The following is a 13,784-nucleotide window of genomic DNA, read 5'->3' as shown; positions in this document are numbered from 1 at the left end:
GACCCACCGCAGTCAGTCCGTCTTCAAACACGAAGAGGCCCCTCAGGTGAAAGCCCTCGTTCTCGGCGGCGGAGGCCGCGAGCACGCCCTCGTCCGCGCCCTGTCCCTGGATCCGGGTGTGACGAGCATCCACTGCGCTCCGGGCAACCCCGGTATCTCGGAGCTGGCGGAGAACCACGTCATCAACGTGACCGACGGCCTGGCCGTCACCGAGCTGGCCGCACGCATCCGCGCCGAACTGGTCGTGATCGGCCCCGAGGCGCCGCTCGTCGACGGTGTCGCGGACGCGCTGCGCGACCGGGGGATCCCGGTGTTCGGCCCCGACAAGGAGGCCGCCCGCCTGGAGGGCTCCAAGGCGTTCGCCAAAGAGGTCATGGAGGCCGCCGGCGTCCCCACCGCCAGGGCCAAGGCGTGTCGCAACGCGAGCCAGGTGGCTGAGGCCCTGGAGACGTTCGGTGCCCCCTACGTGGTCAAGGACGACGGTCTGGCGGCCGGCAAGGGCGTCGTGGTCACCGAGGACCGCGCCGAAGCCGAACTGCACGCCCGCGAGTGCGGCCGCGTGGTCATCGAGGAGTACCTCGACGGCCCCGAGCTGTCGCTGTTCGTCCTCAGCGACGGGGCGCACGCACTCCCGCTGCTGCCCGCGCAGGACTTCAAGCGCGCCTACGACGGCGACCAGGGACCCAACACCGGCGGCATGGGCGCCTACACCCCGCTCCCGTGGATCCCGTCCGGCCTGGTCGACGAGATCATGGAGACGGTCGTACGGCCGACCCTCCAGGAGATGAACAGGCGGGGAACCCGCTACCAGGGCCTACTCTACGTGGGATTGGCGCTCACTTCGGCCGGACCGCGCGTGGTGGAGTTCAACGCGCGCTTCGGCGACCCGGAGACCCAGGTCGTCCTGGACCGCCTGGCCACCCCGATCGGCGCGGTCCTCCAAGCCACCGACACCGCTGGCCTGGGCTCCATCGGCTCGCTCCAGTGGAAGCCGGGCGCGGCGGTCACCGTGGTCGTGGCGGCCGAGAACTACCCGGCCAGCCCGGTCAAGGGCGACGCGATCGGCGGACTGGACGCCGCCAACGCGCTGGAGGGCGCATACGTGCTGCACGCGGGCACCGCCTGGGAGGGCACGAGCGGCGTCAAGTCCAACGGCGGGCGCGTGCTCAACGTGGTGGGCACCGGTGCCGACCTGCGGCAGGCCCGCGAACGGGCGTACGAGGCCGTCGGCCGGATCGAGCTGCGCGGCTCCTTCTACCGAAAGGACATCGCCGAGCGGGCCGCCGCCGAGCAGTAGGTGAGGCCACGCCCCCGCGGCCGCGTGACGAACCGCACGGAGCCGTTCCAGGGCGCTGAAGAGCACGTATGGTGGTGTGGCGCGCGTTTCACGGGTATCCGCCCGACACGTCCGCACCGCCCTCAACTCATGGTGTCCGCACCGTTTCGACGATGTGTCAGGACTCTATCCGCGATCTGCGGGTATACCACGTTCTGGACCGGTATACGCGGGTGGGTGCTATAGAGTCGTCGCGGACCACCGGCCCAGCGGCCGCGCAGGTCACATGCAGATCACGCGCAAGAAAATCGCAACGTCCCAGGGTCAACCCGCGTCTCATCCATACCGGCGGTACCCGACCAAGGTGCCTCTTCACCACCACTGCCTCACAAAGGAGCACATGAGCATGGGCCAGGAGGTTCGTTACCGCGTCCGCGGCGGACGCCCCCTCAACGGAACGGCGTTCATCCAGGGCGCGAAGAACGCCGTCCTGCCGATGATCGGCGCCGCTCTCCTCGCAGCCAAGGGCCACACGGTGCTGCGCAACGTTCCCGTCATCGAGGACGTCTACCGCGCCCTGGAGCTCGCCGAGCACGTGGGCGCGAAGGTGGAGTTCCACGAGGCCGAGCGCACCGTCGTCATCGACGCGTCGTCCCTGAACGACCCCGAGCGCGCGGTACTGCCCGCGGAGATCGCGGCCCGCTTCCGCGGTTCGGTGCTCTTCGTCCCGGCGCTGATGCACCGCACCGGACGCGCACGCATCGAAGGCGTCGGCGGGTGCAACCTGGGCAGCCGCAACCTCGACTTCCACTACCGCGGCTTCGCGCGCCTGGGTGCCGACGTCGTGGAGGACGCCGAGCGCAACCACATCAACGTCGAGGCGAGCAACCTGCGCGGCGGCCGCCTCTACCTCGACACCCCGTCCCACACGGGCACCGAGAACCTGATCATGGCCGCGGTCCTGGCCCCCGGCACCACGGTGATCGAGCACGCCGCGCTGGAACCCGAGGTCCTGGACGTCATCGCTTTCCTGAGCGCGATGGGCGCCAAGATCAGCGGTGGCGGCACCGGCCTGATCACCGTCGAGGGCGTGGACGAGCTCACCGCCGTCGAGCACACCATCATGTCCGACCGCATCGACGCCGGCGTGTTCGCCATGGCAGTCGCCGCGACGGGCGGCGAGGTGGGCCTGGTCGGCGCGAACCTGGACCACCTCGGCGTGGCCCGCTGGAAACTGGAGCAGATGGGTGTGGCCTTCGCCCAGGAGGGGGCCGTCCTGCACGTGCGCCGGGACCGGAACGTGGCGCTGCGCCCGATCAACGCGGTCACCTCGCCCTTCCCGGGCTTCGCGACCGACCTCCAGTCGCCGCTGATGGCCCTGGCGACCCTGGCCGACGGTGAGAGCTACATCCACGAGGCTATCTACGACGGCCGATTCGCCCTGGCCGACGAGCTGAACAAGATGGGTGCCAAGATCGAGGTAGAGGGCACCCGCGCCATCGTGCACGGATCGAACGACCTGCGCGGGGCCGAGGTCATCGCCCACGACCTGCGGACCGGAGCCGCCCTGGTCCTCGCGGGACTGGTCGCCGAAGGTGAGACAATCGTGGCGCCTGGCTATCTGGTGGACCGCGGCCACTCCCAGTTCGCGACACGACTCGCCGCGCTCGGCGCGGATGTGGAGCGTGTCACCGTCTCATAGGGGGCGAAGTCGCAGATCAAGGCCGGGGTGGAGGTTCTCCTCCACCCGGGCTTTCGGTGTTGATATCCGAAACGATCTTCTTCTGCCCCGCACAATGGGTACGATCTCGGCAATCATGCCGTGACAGAGATCGGGTCGGGAAATCCAGTGGGCGCACATAGTGAAGAGCGTGGAATGGTAGCGGGGAGCAGCCCGAGGTGAGTGCCCAGCGTACTGGCGATTTGACGATCGGCGTCATAGGACCCCATGAGGTGGTCGAACGGGTCATGCTCATGGGTCCGGGGTCCACTGGGCCCCTCAACGCCAGACTCATCGCCGCCGCGTATCGAGATGAGCAAGAGGCGACGGACAAGGTCGTCAGGCTGGGATCGGCGATCGACGCCTATCTGTTCGCCAGCCCGGTGCCCTACGAGTTCGCGCGCAAGGCCGGCGTCCTGACGATGCCCGCGACCTTCGTGCCACTCGGCGGGGCCAGCCTGCACGAGGCCCTGCTCCGGTCGACGCTCGACGACCGCTACGACCCCACCAGAGCCAGCCTGGACGTCCTCAACCGCACCGACGTCGTGGAGGCCTACTCCGAGGTCGACCTCCCCGTGGACGGGATCCACGTGCACGAGGAGCTCACCACCACCGCGCAGTTGACCTCCTTCCATGAGGGGCTGTGGCGCCGCAAGGCCACGCGGATGGCGATCACGTGCGTGCGCGGGGTCGCCGAGCGGCTGGAGGCGATCGGCGTTCCCGTGGTCCGGCTGCGGCCCACCAACGCCGGTGTGCGCAGCGCGTTGCAGACCGCGGGTCTGCTCGGCGCGCACCACAGGCTGGAGGAGGCCCAGTTGGGGGTCGTGGTGGTGGACGTGCCCACGCTGCGCGACTCCTCCCGCCGGTCCACGCCCCGCTACTGGCGCGAGGAGCTGCGGCTGTCGCTGCACCGCCTGCTGTTGCAGGAGGCGCACCGGATCAACGCCACGGCGCACCGGCTGGACGACCACTCGTTCATGGTGACGGCCACCCGCGGCTCCCTGGTCACCGCCACCGAGGGCTTCCGGCAGCCGCCGTTCGTCGAGCGGATCAAGGCGGAGCTGGGGATCGCGATCGAAGTCGGGATCGGCATGGGGCGCACCACCCAGGACGCGGAGACGCACGCGCGGGCCGCCCTGAACCGTGCCCAGGCCTCCCGTCAGAGCTTCGCGGTGGACCGCGAGGGGCGTTCCCTGGTCCCGGCCCAGCGGGCGCCCGCACGGCAGTCCTCAGAGCCGCTGCGCACCAAGGGGCGGGAGACGCTCACACGCCTGTCGGCGAAGATCGCCGAGGAGGACGGCCCTCTGGTCGTCGACGCGGAGAACGCCGGGCGGATGCTCGGCGTCACCTCCCGGACGGCGCGCCGCCTCCTGCGCACCCTGGTCGAGGAGGGGCTGGCGTGGCCGCTGCCGCCCAACCGCACCCTCCAACCCGGCCGCCCGCGCCAGCTCTACCGGCTGATCGTGGAGAAGCTGGACAAGAACGCCGCCGGCAAGTAGCCGGACCGTTTCCAGGGGCGCCCTCCGCGCGGAGGGCGCCCCACGTGTGTTCAACCCGCCCGTCACGCTTTCCGATCTTGCTAGGCGCACGGACGACGGGTTCGACGCGCTTCCAAGGCCGCCAGGCAACCATGAACGGGGGACACGGTACTCACACGTCTGGAGGTGGACGGGTTCAAGAACCTCCTCGGCCTCAAGGTCGACCTCGGCCCCTTCACCTGCATCGCCGGTGAGAACGGCGCGGGCAAGTCGAACGTGTTCGACGTGATCCAGTTCCTCAGCCTGCTGTCCAGCCGCTCCCTGATCGAAGCGGCCTCCGAGGTGCGGGGCACGCGGACCGCGAGCGTTCCGGAGACCCGCGGGAGCTGTTCTGGAACGGATTCGGACCGGAGGAGCGGCGGATGGGCTTCGCCGCCGAGATGATCGTCCCGAAGGTGGTGGAGGACGACTTCGGCCGTGAGGCCGAGGCGACCAGCACCTACCTGCGCTACGAACTCGAACTGGGCTTCCAGTCGCCGACGAAGGCGGACAAGATCGGCCGTCTGACCCTGCTCAGGGAGAGTCTCAGGCACATCAACCTCGGTGATGCCCCCCATCGGCTCCGCTTCCACCACAGCAGGAAGAACTTCCGCGACGCCGTCCTGAGGAACGAGCGCGGTGGGACGGCCTTCATCCCGACGACGATCCGAGACGGCCAGCCCATCATCAGGATCCACCGGGACGGCGGTAGCCGCGGCCAGCCCAAGCCCGCCGCCGCGTCACGGGCCCGGCGACCGTGGTGAGCACGGTGACCAGCTGCGACGACCCGACCATCCTCGCGGCACGCCGGGAGATGCAGTCCTGGCGGCGGCTGGCCCTGGAACCCACCGCGCTCCGCACGGCCAACCGCTCCACCGGCCCACAGGTGATGGGTGCCAACGGGCTCCACCTTCCGGGAACGCTCTTCCGCATCGCCCGGCAGGAACCCCATGACGACCCCGACCGTGTCTACGCACGGGTCTCGGGCAGGCTTGCCGACCTCGTCGGCCTGTCCGTGGACCGACTGCACGTGGCCGAGGACGAAGTGCGTCAACTGCTCGCCGTCGAACTCCAGGAGGCGGACGGGATGGGCCGGGATGCGCGCGTACACGAGATCGCTTCGGCGATACGTGCCCACATGCCAGAGGTCGTCCACGTTCCGATCGTCCCGGTGCGTATGACCAAGGCATGGCTCCTCGTGGACGAGGGCATCATCCGCCGTGTGGCGGGCAGCCCGAACGGACGGTGCCGACTCGGTCTGCCGTCCGTGCACAGGGTGGAGAAGGTCCCCGACCCCAAGGCAACCCTGAAACAGATACTGGCCAAGGCCTCGGAACTCTCCGGCCGGAGACTCGACCGGTTCAACAAGCGCTTCTCGGAGAACCGACGCCAACCGCTGCAAAGGCTGGACACCAGGGGCCCGGTCACGGAGCTGCCCTCATGGCAGGCGTTCGTCCAAGAGGTCGAGCACGGTCTCGATCGACTGGGGCGCTGACACCGCGGCGCAGCGTCAGTACACGGACGGCGGCCACGGGGGTGCTCCCCCGGGATCGGCGCCTACCATGAGGCCATGACCGAGACCGTGGCAGCCGAGACCTTCACCGCGCCGCCCCCCGCACCGGGTGCCGACCGGTACCCCTCGCTGGACTTCGCCGACAGCGCCATCGTCCTGCCCGGCGGGCACCGCGTCGACCTCCTCGGTACGCCCGAGGCCGCCACCCGGTGGCTGGTCGAGCGCGGCCTCGCACCGGAGGACGCGCGGCTGTGGGAGTTCTGCGCCGAGCGGCTGCGGGCCCTGCGCGCACCGGTCCGGGACCTGATCGCCGCCCGCGTCGACGGCGGCCCCGCGCCCGAGGAGGCCCTCGCCGCCGTCAACGAAGCCCTGACCCGGGTGCCGACGGCGCCGCTCCTGCGCTGGGACGCGGCCGAGGGCCCCTACCGGGCCGTCGCGCACCCCGCGGCCGAGGTGGTCGACCACGCCCTGGGGATCCTGGCGACGGACGCCGCCGACCTGCTGACCTCGCCCGACGCCGAACGGCTCGCCGCCTGCGGCTCCTCCCCCTGCGACCGCTACCTGCTGCGCACGCATCCCCGCCGCCACTGGTGCTCGGTCCGGTGCGGCGACCGCGCCCGCGCGGCCCGCGCCTACGCCCGGCGCACCCGGCCCGGGACGGACTGAGCAGCCCCGGGCGGGCGCGGCGCGCACTCTAGCGACGGTGCGCGTAGGCCGTGGCCACGGCCAGGAACACGTCGTCCTCCTCCACCGTCCCCAGGCTCACCCGGGCGCCCTCGCCAGCGAAGGGACGGATGGCCACACCCTCCTCGGCGCACGCGGCAGCGAAGTCGAGCGTGTCGTCCCCGGCCCGCAGCCAGACGAAGTTGGCCTCGGTGGGCGGGACGGTCCATCCGGAGGCGATCAGGGCGTCACGCACCCTGGAGCGCTCCTCGACGGTGGCCGCCACACGCTCCATGAGTTCGTCGTGGGCGGCCAGGGAGGCGATGCCGGCCGCCTGGGCGAGATGGTTGACCGCGAACGGCACCAGTGTCTTGTTCACGGCGGTGGCCACCCGCGGGTGGGCGACGAGGTAGCCCAGGCGCAGCGCCGCCAGCCCGTAGGCCTTGGAGAACGTGCGCAACACGGCCACGTTGGGACGGTCGCGGTACAGCTCCGCCCCGTCCGGAACGCGGGGGTCGCGGACGTACTCGTGGTAGGCCTCGTCCAGGACCACCAACACGTGATCGGGGACGCGGTCGAGGAAGGCTGCCAGCTCCTGCCGGCGCACCGTGGTGCCGGTGGGGTTGTTGGGGTTGCACACCAGCACCATGCGCGTGTTCTCGGTGACGGCGTCGGCGAGGGCGTCCAGGTCGTGCGCCTCGTCTCTGAGCGGCACGCGCACCGATCGGACCCCGGCCAGGTCCGCGAGCAGCGGATAGGCCTCGAAGGAGCGCCAGGCGTAGACGACCTCGGCCCCCGGCCCCCCCACGGCCTCCAGCAGTTGCTGGAGGAGCCCGACCGACCCGGCGCCCACGGCCACGTGGTCGACGGGAACCCCCACGTGCGCGGCGAGGGCCTCCACCAGCGCCACCGATCCGGCGTCCGGGTAGCGGTTCAGCTCGGCGGAGGCCCGTGCGACGGCCTCACGCACGGACGGGAGGGGGCCGAAGGGGCTCTCGTTGGAGGAGAGCTTGACGGAGCGGCCGTCGGGGCCGACCACTCTCAGCCCCGGCCTGTAGGGAGGAATGCCCTCCAGAACGGGCCGCAGATATGGCGTTTTCGACTCCGGCACCATGGTCCTTCCCCAATACTTTGTGTCAGACACGAGACACGATCGGCGACATCCGCTGCTCCGGCAACACCCCCACGGGGGATACCGCACACAAGAGGAGACACCACCATGTTCTCGCGCCGCCGCCCGACCGACCCCGTGCGCGCCGCAGCGGGCCAGAGCCCCGGTGCGCGCCGCGGCCGCAGGGCCGTCCGGTCGCTGGCCCTTGCCGTCACCCTATCCGCCGCCCTCGGGGTGGGAGCGTGCGGTGGAGCCGAGGAGCAACCGCTCCCGGAGGACCCCAACGCGGAGGCCGCGGCCCGGCTCAACGAGGCCCAGCCCACGTACTACGAGGACGCCACGCTGCTGCCCGAGGGCAGTGAGAGCGGCACCTACTCGCGTCTGGCCACGGTGCGCTACAGCGAGGAGGTCCGCGGCTCCACCGAGATCGACAAGCCCGAGTGCGTGGACGCGGCCAACCGCTGGGGCGACATGGAGAGTGTGCGCGATGCCCCCACGTCGGTGGCCGCCTACGAGTGGCCGGAGGGGTCGGTCTCCAGCATGCTGATCCAGTTGGACGAGGCCGAAGCGGTCCGAGCCCTGGAGACCGGCCCTCCGGAATCGTGCTCGGCCTACACCGTCACCTACGAGGACGGCACCGCCTCCGAGTACACGGTGGCCGAGGTCGACCTGCCCCGGATCGGCGACGAGTCGCACGCCTTCTCCGTGGAGGTGACCACCGGCGGCGAGGTGAACCGCATGATCAACGTCCTGTACCGCAACGGCGACCTGCTCGGCAGCACCTCCGTCCTCGGTACCGGGGACATCGAGTCCTACCGGGAGATGCTGGCCGGCTTCAGCGAGGCCGCCGTCGACCGGCAGCAGCGGATGCTGGGCTGAGCGGTCCTCACACGGGGTGGCCCGACCCCGTGCCCTCCTCTGCCGGGGGCCGGGCCGCGGGGTGGGCACGGGCGATCCTCAGCGCCCTGGCCTCCCGTTCGGCGTCGCGCAGGGCCTCGTCCCGCCGTGCGGCCTCGCGCGGACGGGGCAGCTTGCGCGGCGGGCCCTGGAGCCGACGCGTGGTCACGGCCCCGAACGTGGCGCACACCTGGCCGGAGGCGCGGTCCACCAGGACGGCCCGCACGGCCGTTCTGGCGCTCCCCCCGATACGCACGGCGAAGACCACGTCCACGCGCCGGCCGTGCCGCGTCCCGTCGTAGCGAAGGAACCTCCAGCATCCGTGCCGCCACACGTCCTCGGGCCCACCGCCCCGGAGCACGTCGCGGTTGGTGCGCCACACGTCACTGGCACGCAGCCGCAGCATCGTCCGGTGCAGCGGTACGGGGCGCAGCGCACAGGGCTCCCGGGTGGTCCAGCGCGCCACGAGTTCGCGCGGTTCGGGGCTCAGGACCGCCAGCACGGCGAGTCCGACCCCCAGGACCACGGCGTGCGCGCCGCCGAAGGAGGCGAGGACCTCCCACCCGGCCGGAGCGAGGCCGAACGTGGCCAGGGCCGCGCCGGAGAGGAGCACGGCCCGGGTCAGGGCGCGCCAGCCGATCGGCGCCCGGCTCAGGCCGCCGAAGCAGCCGCAGCCCGCCTCCGGATCACGTCGGCGGGCCAGGACCAGGACGATGAACGCCAGGGCGAAGAGTACCGCCGTACCGGCCCGGGCCAGGTCCCCCAGGGGTCCGGCCAGCGCAAGCAGGCCGACCGCGAGCACCCCCTCGGCCGCGGCCGCGGCCGCGGTGACCGGCCGGAGCAGGCGCCTGGGCAGCAGCACCGCCGTCCCGCCCGCCGCGGAGCCGCTCACGGCCTTGGCGATGGCACCGAGCAGCAGCAGTACGGCCAGGAGTGGCAGTTGGACCTCGCGGACGGTGTCGACGATCTCGGGCAGCATGTCATCCCTCCCCGTTCGGAACGGTCATCGTCGCGTTGAAGCAACCTTCCTCAAGCCGCCCGCCCAGGGCCACGAAACCCGCCACCGTGAGAGAGACGACGCGGCCCGCGGCCTGGCCGCCGCAGGTGGGACACAGGTCGCAGATCCAACTGTCGGCGGCCGCGCAGTCGACCAGGGGCACCACCGTGGTCTCGCTCGTGCAGTCGTTGCGCAGCCGCACCGTGGTTCCGGTGGACAGCAGCGGCAGGGGGACGCAGGAGGTGCGGCGGTCGCACGTGTCCGCGTGCCCCACGGGGTCGAGCGCCGGATAGGCGGCGCCGTTGGCCACGGCACGCTCGTCCAGGTGCGGGGAGCGGCCGAACGCCGGGTCGTACCAGGTGGCGATCCCCGTGACCGTGCCCGAGTAGCGGGAGGTCGGCGGCCGGTACGGTGCGGCGTGGAGCGGGTACGGCGGTTGCGTGGTGGCGGGCCGCGTCACCCAGACCGCGCCCTCGCGCCACACGCCGACCGCGTCGAAGACGTAGCCGGGTTCCAGCCGCGGGTGACGGACGCTGATACGCCCCGAGGAGCGGTAGGGCACGACGACGGGCACCCGGGGGCGCCCGTGGCCGGGGTCGATCTCCAGGGTGTGGCCGTCCACCTCCGTGATGACACCGGTGGCGCGGGCCGGCTGCGCCCACACGCGCTCGGCGACCGGCCCTCCCGCCGGGGGGCGGAGCACGACGGCGTCGTCACCGCAGACCAGGGACGAGACGGCTGCCTCGTCGCCCTTCCAGAGGGTGGTCCGCTCGTCGATTAGGAACCGCTCCTCACCCCGCAGCGTGACCAGGCAGAGCAGGGACGGGGTGGCGTCCACGACCACGCCACGCGCGACGCGCCCGCTCAGGGGGAGGGGTTCCGGGGCGGCGTCAGTGCCCAGGATCTCGGCGGTGAACCGGCGGCGGGCACTCTCCTGTCCAGTCATCACGGACATGTCGTCCACTCCCCCTCTACCACCCGACTCGTCACTCGGTGTCCATTGTCCTGCCCGCATGCGCGTCCGGGACCGCACACGCCGGACCGCACCGGTTCGTGCCGCGGACATGCCCGGGGCATTGCCCGGTGTCTCACCGTGATGGGTCACAGGAGAGCAGCATGCGATGAAATAGGAAAAAGATGCCCAATGAGCGATTTGCGGGTGTATTGAGCAGAGATTCCCGAATGTTTGCCCTCGCTGTGTGACAGTGAGAGGGAAGAAACGTGATCCACGACATGAGAAGACCCGAAAGTCGGTGGTCGGTGTGGGGGGAACGACCCGAACACCCCGGTACGACGAGTTCAGCGACTACGTGGGGGAACGGGGCCCGGCACTGCTGCGGATGGCCCGGTCGCTGACCAACAGCCACGCCGACGCCGAGGACCTGCTCCAGGCCGCGCTCGTCAAGACCTTCCTGTCCTGGGACCGCATCGCCAACCCCAGGGCCCGCGACGGGTACGTCCGCCGGGCGATGGTCAACACGCAGATCTCCGAGTGGCGCCGCAGCCACCTGGACGTCTACCCCACCGACGACATCCCCGAACAGCGGGTGGACGACCCCACCTGGCGCAGCGACCTGGCCGACGTGGTGGAGCGGGCCATCGGACGACTCCCCGACCGGCAGCGCACCACCGTCGTGCTCCGCTACTACGACGACCTGACGGAGGCGCAGATCGCCGCACGGATGGGCGTCACCCTCGGCACGGTCAAGAGCACGCTCTCACGCGCCGCCGACAAGCTCCGCCACGACGCCGATCTGGTCATCGAACGCACCACCTCCTGACGCCGCGCCGCGTGGCACGACGCAACCGTTTTGCGTACCGGCCCGTCGGGTCTGTAGTGTTGTCTCAGCCAGGAGGATTCGCCTAGTCCGGTCTATGGCGCCGCACTGCTAATGCGGTTGAGCGGCAACGCTCTCCGGGGTTCAAATCCCCGATCCTCCGCGCTCTGACCTGGGGCTTCTCGCATCGCGAAAGCGAGAGAAGCCCCAGGTCTCTTCATGTTCGGGGCCAGACTGGCACGGCCCTGGCACGAAGCCCCCCGAAACCCCCTCAAACCGGCCCCTGGAACCCCCTCCAAAGGCGTGACCCACGCCATAAATGGCGGCTTTTCGTGTGATACATATCACCAAGATCATCTACGGAGAGTGACCGGATTCCGGGTCATCCGGCGCCCTCGCGTCTGCCGGGCCAGGTGCCGTAGGCCGATGCGCCGCGCGGGATGGCGGCGTCGGTCGCCTCAGCCGCGCCGTGCTGGATCTCGGGGGCCACATGGACGTAGGTGTCCATGGTGAAGCTGGTCCTGGAATGGCCGAGCGTCTGGCTGATCACCTTCGGTTCGATTCCGGCGGCCAGTTGCGCGGACGCCGAACTGTGCCGCATGCCGTGGAAGGTGATCGGGGGCATGTCGTGGCGCCGGAGCAACTGTTCGAAGGTGTAGACCAGCGTGTGGGGGTGGATCTGGCGGCCGTCGGGGCGGGTGAAGACCAGTCCGGTGTCGTTCCAGTGGCGGCCCGCCTTGAGGCGTTCGGTGCTCTGAGTCCGCTTCCATGCTCTGAGCACCGCGACGGTCGAGCGGCTCAGGCTGACGTAGCGCTCGCCCGCTTCGCTCTTCGTACCCAGGCGTTCGAGTTCGGCCTCTTCCCACAGGTCCTCTTCCCAGAGGTCTTCTTCGCTCTCCTCTCCGGTCTCGTCGGTGTCGGGGGTGGTGATGGCTTCTCGGATCATCATCCAGCCCTTGTCCAGGTCGACTTCGGCCCATTGGAGTCCGATCACTTCCGATCTGCGCAATCCGGTCAGCAGGACGAGGTGGAAGAGCGGGTAGAGGCGGTGGCCGGTGATGTTGTCGAGAAAGTTGCCGGACTGCTCTGGGGTCCAGACCATGATCTTTGCCGGCTTCTTGCCGGTCGAGCGCCAGCGGGCGACGCGCCCTTCGGTCCAGATGAGCGGCTTGTGTCTCCTCGGTGTGGGGATGGGGAGGTTGTCAGCGGGGTTGTCGGTCAGCGTGCCGACCTTGACCAGGTAGGACATGCTCGACCTGAGCACGGCCATGATCTTGTGCAGGCGGGCGAGGCTGATCGGCCGTGTGGAGTAGCGCTTCTTCCCGCCGTCCTTGTCGGCCCGCTCGGCGCGCACGGCCAGGAGCCGCAGGAGCATCTCGCTTTCGCGCTTGCCGACCTTCGTTTTCCTGTTGATTCTTCTTATCTCTTCCGCAAGCCGGAGGAAGTGGTCTTTGTTGAGATCTCCCACTTTGACGTAGCCCAGCCCGGGAATGGCGTAAAGCCTGACGATCTCTTCGTAGTCCGACCAGCTTTTCAGGTGCTTCTTGCTCTCCAGCCATCTTTTTTCAAGGTAGTCTCTGTAGAGCATCTTGGGGCTGAGCCTGAGGTCTCCGCCGTGGATGCGCTGGACTTCCTTCGCCCGGGCGTCCTTGGCTTCCTGCAGGGTCGGGTAGGGGCCGAAGCGCGGCTGGCGTCGGCTGGTGCCGTCGTGCGAGGGGGCTTCGAGGCGGAACCAGTAGGATCCGTGGCGCTTCTCTTTCAGCCGGGGGCAGTGGCCCTCCCGGTAGACCTTTCCCGTCTCCTGGTCGATGCACCAGCACCGTTTCTTGATCTTGGGCATTTCCGTTTTCATGTGTTCGAATCACCATCCTCATTGGTGTGGCATTCGAGGTGACGCATCATGTGCACTCCCTGTAGACCCAGTACTCGGGCCAACTCAGCGGTGGGGACGCGTATGGATCGACCGAGTCTGATGAGCTTGCAGGGGAAATCACCTTCCCGGGCCGCTTCGTAGGCCCTGGGGTGGTGTCAATTCGTTGAAGCAACGCCCTCGCCCTGGCCCTCCAACAGTTGCTTGTGGAACACCTCTTGCGGTGTGTAGAACCCCAAGCACGCCCGAGGACGGGTGTTGAGCTCCTCAGCGATCGCGGTCAGGTACGGCTGATGCTGCGGGATGTCGGTGCCCTTGGGCAGATACTCCCGGATCAGGCGGTTCGTGTTCTCGTTCGTGGGCCGCTGCCACGGCGAGTGCGGATCAGCGAAGAACACCGGCAGGTCAGTGGCCACCGTCACCGCGGCGTGGCGCCCCATCT

13 protein-coding genes, 1 tRNA gene and 1 pseudogene are annotated in these 13,784 nt (G+C 69.9%); 10 read left to right on the top strand and 5 right to left on the bottom strand.

What is annotated here, in order from left to right; genetic code table 11:
- The first annotated feature begins 46 nt into the window (after positions 1-46).
- The 7 genes from purD to B042_RS0115755 all read left to right on the top strand — a co-directional run bounded on the left by purD (position 47) and on the right by B042_RS0115755 (position 6,692).
- Complete coding sequence (purD, locus tag B042_RS0115785; RefSeq protein ID WP_028649133.1) at positions 47-1,297, top strand: phosphoribosylamine--glycine ligase; 1,251 nt, start codon at positions 47-49, stop codon at positions 1,295-1,297.
- Between the two features lie 385 nt (positions 1,298-1,682).
- The gene (murA, locus tag B042_RS0115780) at positions 1,683-2,978 is read left to right on the top strand and encodes a UDP-N-acetylglucosamine 1-carboxyvinyltransferase (RefSeq protein WP_028649132.1); all 1,296 of its coding nucleotides are present in this window, start codon (positions 1,683-1,685) and stop codon (positions 2,976-2,978) included.
- A 251-nt stretch (positions 2,979-3,229) separates the two neighbouring features.
- Positions 3,230-4,495 carry a hypothetical protein gene (locus tag B042_RS0115775; RefSeq protein WP_028649131.1) on the top strand — a complete coding sequence of 422 codons (1,266 nt, stop codon included), beginning with the start codon at positions 3,230-3,232 and terminating at the stop codon, positions 4,493-4,495.
- A 165-nt stretch (positions 4,496-4,660) separates the two neighbouring features.
- Positions 4,661-4,918, top strand: a complete 258-nt coding sequence (locus B042_RS26630) for an AAA family ATPase (protein WP_028649130.1) — start codon at positions 4,661-4,663, stop codon at positions 4,916-4,918.
- Positions 4,897-5,277, top strand: coding sequence for a hypothetical protein (locus B042_RS26625; RefSeq protein WP_028649129.1), 381 nt, complete (start codon positions 4,897-4,899; stop codon positions 5,275-5,277). The genes B042_RS26630 and B042_RS26625 overlap by 22 nt, the downstream gene beginning before the upstream one ends.
- Positions 5,278-5,282: 5 nt before the next feature.
- Positions 5,283-6,008, top strand: coding sequence for a hypothetical protein (locus B042_RS26620; protein ID WP_231494115.1), 726 nt, complete (start codon positions 5,283-5,285; stop codon positions 6,006-6,008).
- Between the two features lie 75 nt (positions 6,009-6,083).
- Positions 6,084-6,692: an ABATE domain-containing protein gene (locus tag B042_RS0115755; protein WP_036555281.1), complete on the top strand. Its 609-nt coding sequence runs from the start codon at positions 6,084-6,086 to the stop codon at positions 6,690-6,692.
- 28 nt (positions 6,693-6,720) lie between these two features.
- Here the strand turns inward: B042_RS0115755 and hisC are convergent, their stop codons facing one another.
- Positions 6,721-7,803 (bottom strand): histidinol-phosphate transaminase, encoded by a 1,083-nt coding sequence (gene hisC, locus B042_RS0115750; protein ID WP_036555278.1) that lies wholly within the window; start codon positions 7,801-7,803, stop codon positions 6,721-6,723.
- Positions 7,804-7,908: 105 nt separating this feature from the next.
- Here hisC and B042_RS0115745 point away from each other — a divergent pair, with 105 nt between their 5' ends.
- Positions 7,909-8,679, top strand: coding sequence for a hypothetical protein (locus B042_RS0115745; protein ID WP_231494114.1), 771 nt, complete (start codon positions 7,909-7,911; stop codon positions 8,677-8,679).
- Positions 8,680-8,686: 7 nt separating this feature from the next.
- Here the strand turns inward: B042_RS0115745 and B042_RS0115740 are convergent, their stop codons facing one another.
- Positions 8,687-9,676 (bottom strand): MauE/DoxX family redox-associated membrane protein, encoded by a 990-nt coding sequence (locus B042_RS0115740; protein ID WP_028649125.1) that lies wholly within the window; start codon positions 9,674-9,676, stop codon positions 8,687-8,689.
- A 1-nt stretch (position 9,677) separates the two neighbouring features.
- Entirely contained in the window at positions 9,678-10,649 is a 972-nt protein-coding gene (locus tag B042_RS0115735) for a hypothetical protein (protein WP_028649124.1), read from the bottom strand.
- A gap of 298 nt (positions 10,650-10,947) precedes the next feature.
- On the opposite strand from B042_RS0115735, the gene B042_RS0115730 reads away from it, so the two are divergent.
- Both B042_RS0115730 and B042_RS0115725 read left to right on the top strand, forming a co-directional pair.
- Complete coding sequence (locus B042_RS0115730) at positions 10,948-11,475, top strand: SigE family RNA polymerase sigma factor (protein ID WP_028649123.1); 528 nt, start codon at positions 10,948-10,950, stop codon at positions 11,473-11,475.
- A 71-nt stretch (positions 11,476-11,546) separates the two neighbouring features.
- Positions 11,547-11,635, top strand: a tRNA-Ser gene (locus B042_RS0115725).
- 219 nt (positions 11,636-11,854) lie between these two features.
- Here B042_RS0115725 and B042_RS0115720 read toward each other — a convergent pair.
- Both B042_RS0115720 and B042_RS26155 read right to left on the bottom strand, forming a co-directional pair.
- Positions 11,855-13,312, bottom strand: a complete 1,458-nt coding sequence (locus B042_RS0115720) for a site-specific integrase (RefSeq protein ID WP_081748820.1) — start codon at positions 13,310-13,312, stop codon at positions 11,855-11,857.
- Between the two features lie 188 nt (positions 13,313-13,500).
- Positions 13,501-13,784 (bottom strand): annotated as a pseudogene (locus B042_RS26155) (IS30 family transposase); the annotation flags it as partial.

The organism is Nocardiopsis sp. CNT312 (genome assembly GCF_000515115.1).
GTDB lineage: Bacteria > Actinomycetota > Actinomycetes > Streptosporangiales > Streptosporangiaceae > Nocardiopsis.
Note: the sequence above shows the minus strand (reverse complement) of the source record. Positions and strands in the feature narration are given on the sequence as shown.

Coding starts and splice junctions, on each gene's coding strand:
- murA (WP_028649132.1), top strand. CDS start 1,683: ATGGGCCAGGAGGTTCGTTACCGCGTCCGCGGCGGACGCCCCCTCAAC.
- B042_RS26625 (WP_028649129.1), top strand. CDS start 4,897: ATGGGCTTCGCCGCCGAGATGATCGTCCCGAAGGTGGTGGAGGACGAC.
- B042_RS0115755 (WP_036555281.1), top strand. CDS start 6,084: ATGACCGAGACCGTGGCAGCCGAGACCTTCACCGCGCCGCCCCCCGCA.
- hisC (WP_036555278.1), bottom strand. CDS start 7,803: ATGGTGCCGGAGTCGAAAACGCCATATCTGCGGCCCGTTCTGGAGGGC.
- B042_RS0115745 (WP_231494114.1), top strand. CDS start 7,909: ATGTTCTCGCGCCGCCGCCCGACCGACCCCGTGCGCGCCGCAGCGGGC.
- B042_RS0115740 (WP_028649125.1), bottom strand. CDS start 9,676: ATGCTGCCCGAGATCGTCGACACCGTCCGCGAGGTCCAACTGCCACTC.
- B042_RS0115735 (WP_028649124.1), bottom strand. CDS start 10,649: ATGTCCGTGATGACTGGACAGGAGAGTGCCCGCCGCCGGTTCACCGCC.
- B042_RS0115720 (WP_081748820.1), bottom strand. CDS start 13,312: ATGCCCAAGATCAAGAAACGGTGCTGGTGCATCGACCAGGAGACGGGA.